Source organism: uncultured Maribacter sp. (assembly GCF_947496775.1).
Lineage (GTDB): Bacteria > Bacteroidota > Bacteroidia > Flavobacteriales > Flavobacteriaceae > Maribacter_B.
The window spans coordinates 1-3299 of sequence record NZ_CANMDU010000029.1; the positions used below are offsets into that span (position 1 = coordinate 1).

Annotated in this window: 2 protein-coding genes and 1 pseudogene; all 3 read left to right on the forward strand. The window is 33.6% G+C overall.

The genetic code is table 11. The features are described from left to right. Positions 1 to 587: hypothetical protein (locus tag Q0856_RS17815; RefSeq protein ID WP_298507168.1), on the forward strand; the 587-nt coding region annotated here is incomplete at its 5' end. Between the two features lie 3 nt (positions 588 to 590). Then, positions 591 to 1751: a gliding motility-associated C-terminal domain-containing protein gene (locus Q0856_RS17820; RefSeq protein WP_298507170.1), complete on the forward strand. Its 1161-nt coding sequence runs from the start codon at positions 591 to 593 to the stop codon at positions 1749 to 1751. A 220-nt stretch (positions 1752 to 1971) separates the two neighbouring features. Continuing rightward, positions 1972 to 3299, forward strand: a pseudogene (locus tag Q0856_RS17825) (hypothetical protein); the annotation flags it as partial.

Here is a 3299-nt window from a genome sequence, read left to right on the forward strand (position 1 = left end):
AATTACAAGATGGTACTACTCCTGGACAACTATTACAATGGAATGGAACAGATTGGGAATTTATTACTGAAGCTGATTTCACAATTACATCTGCTAATATTGTTAACAACTCGATTACTGCTGCTGATTTAGCTACCAATTCTGTTGACAAAGGTGAATTACAAGCCGATTCTGTTGGAGAATCAGAATTAATTGATGGAACAATAACACCCGCTAAATTAGACGTCACTGGAACTTTTCCAGGTAATATTTTAATAATTGATGCAGCAGGGAACCCAATATGGCGTGCCCCTGGAACAGCTCTTAAGAGCAACATAACAAAAAATAAATCTATTAGAACAGTATCTGATACCGTATCCACTATATTAAGTACAGACTATACCGTTATAATAAACTCTAATGTAAACAAAATACAATTACCCAGAGCCAAAAGTTCTTATGGAAAAATTTATATATTAAAAAATATCACTGGAGGCGCAATTACTATAGACAATTACATTAATGATATTGGTGGTAATTCTACTACTATAACTACAGGAGTAACCCAACTCCAATCCGATGGAGCTAACTGGCAGCAAATAAACTAAAAAATGAAAAAATTACTATACATATTTACATTCATGCTTACTTTAACTATACAGGGGCAAACCGCTTTGTATAATAATGGTAACATACAAATACACGATCAAGGGCAAATAGGGTTTCATACTAATCTTATTAACAACACCCCTTTCGATAACAACTTAGGTTTAGCTGGTTTTTATGGAGACAACGCCATAACTATTGCTGGTGCTTTTGTTCCTCAATTTTATGATATAGAAATTGCTAACGATGCTGGAGTATTATTAAGTTTAAGTATTGACAATGCCAATAACACTAATTTTATTAGTGGAGATTTTAGAACTATAAAAACGCAATCCTCTACTTACTTAAACTTTTTAAATAATGCCAACTATGTTGGTTCTAGTAATTTTTCTAAAGTAGATGGGTACGCAGCAATAACCAACCAGCAGAATATTATTTTCCCTGTTGGGGACAACCAAGAACTAAGACCATTAGTTTTAAATTCTTCCGATGTTAATGCACTCGCTAAGTGTGCTTATTTTAGAGAAAATCCAGATACGCCAATCTCTTTTAGCTCCTCTTTTAATACATTTACAAAACCGGCAGAAATTAAATCTATAAGTACCCGAGAATTTTGGAAATTAGAAGGTAACATAAACTCTACAATTAGCATTAGCTGGAATGAACAAAGCAATATAGACCTATTAACAGAAAATATTAATGATATTATCCCTGTGGGCTGGAATAAATCAACGAGACAATGGGTAAACTTAGAAGCTGTATCAGTAGGAGGGGATATAACGCAAGGCTTTGTAGAATCGGGCACTTTTAACCCAGATAATTATGAGATAATTACCTTTGGAAGCATAGAAGATAGAGAAACATTAACTATAGATGTTTTAACTTTAGACAATTTTTTAGTTACCCCTAATGGAGACGGAAATAATGATACTTTAGTAATTCCCGAGCTAGAAGAGTCTCCTAATAATACTATTAGTATTTTTGATCGTTACGGTTTAAAAGTATATGAAACTACGAACTATACTAATAATTTTAATGGTTACTCTAATCAAGACAATATTCTTTTCGACAAAGAAAAAGGCCTGCCAACTGGAGTCTATTTTTATATTATTTATATGGAAGATTTAAAAATGGAATTTCAAGGTTTTATGTATTTAACCAGGTAACTTATTTTACATTTCCTTTATAGTCAAATACTTATTATTAGTTAGACATACTCCAAAGTATCGATTAAATGCAAATTTATTCGATAAAAAGTAGTTAAAATCCTACATTAATTGCTTTTTACAACAAACCCAAAGGGCTACACAACATTTTAGAATTACCCTTTAATATACATGGTATTTTTACTAGCAACATTTAGTTGCCCAAAAAAACACATTTACCATGTATTTTAAAAGAATAAGTTTACTTTTTGCCATTTTAGGTATTCAGGCCATATCTGCACAAGTTAAAATTGGAGAGCAGCCAGATAATATTGATGCTGCTTCTATTGTGGAATTAGAGAGCACAAATAAAGCTTTGGTTTTAACTCGACTTACTACTAGTCAAATGCAAAGTATTACACCTCTACGTGGTGCCATAGTTTATAATACAGATACACAATGTATTCACTATTTTAATGGTTTACTTTGGAATAATCTTTGTCAAGGAAACGGGGGAAGTAACCAAATGTTAAGTTTTGACGATGTCTCTAATGTTTTATCTCTTGAAAATGGTGGTTCTGTAGACCTTACGAAATTTCTAAGCTCTTCTCTTACTCAAGCAGATATAGAAGCTATGGGATTTGTTGTTGGCCCGCATATAGTGGATACGAATACACAATTATCCGAAACAGAAGTAGATGCTTATGTTGCAAATAATGGATATATAACTACTGAAGTAGATGGTGACGCTTCGAACGAATTGAATACCGGAATATCATTCGACGGAACTTACTTAATTGTTACAGATGGTGGTGGAAATCAATCTGTAGATATAAGTTCTTTAGCTTTTGATGATACTGCAATACAAAATAGTCTTACAACGAATACCAATGCAATTAACTCTATCCAAACAGATGTAGACCAAAATGAGTTAGATGCTGATAATGCGATTGCTGCAGTGCAAACCAATTTAGACACACATATTACTGCCGATCAAGATACTTCTGCAACAAACGAACTTTCAGATTTAAATCTAGATGCTACTTCCAATATGCTTACTCTTACCAATGCACAAGCTGGGGCTACTGGGGTAGATTTATCGGGATTTGTTTCTACAGATGACCAAAACTTAGAATCTGCTACCCTTTCTGCTACTAGCGAATTAGCTATTAATATTGAAGGTGGTAATGATGTTACGGTGGATCTTTCTGATTTAGAAGAGTCTAGTGATATCGCTGCAGTACAAACAGATGTAGATCAAAATGAATTGGATGCTGATAATGCGATTGCTACCGTGCAAACCAATTTAGATACACATATTACTGCCGATCAAGATACTTCTGCAACAAACGAACTTTCAGATTTAAATTTAGATGCTACTTCTAATATGCTTACCCTTACTAATGCAGAAGCTGGTGCAACTGGGGTAGATTTATCGGGATTTGTTTCTACAGATGATCAAAACTTGGAATCTGCTACCCTTTCTGCTACTAGCGAATTAGCAGTAAATATTGAAGGTGGGAATGATGTTACGGTGGATCTTTCTGATTTAGAAGAGTCTAGTGATAT

Coding starts and splice junctions, on each gene's coding strand:
- Q0856_RS17820 (WP_298507170.1), top strand. CDS start 591: ATGAAAAAATTACTATACATATTTACATTCATGCTTACTTTAACTATA.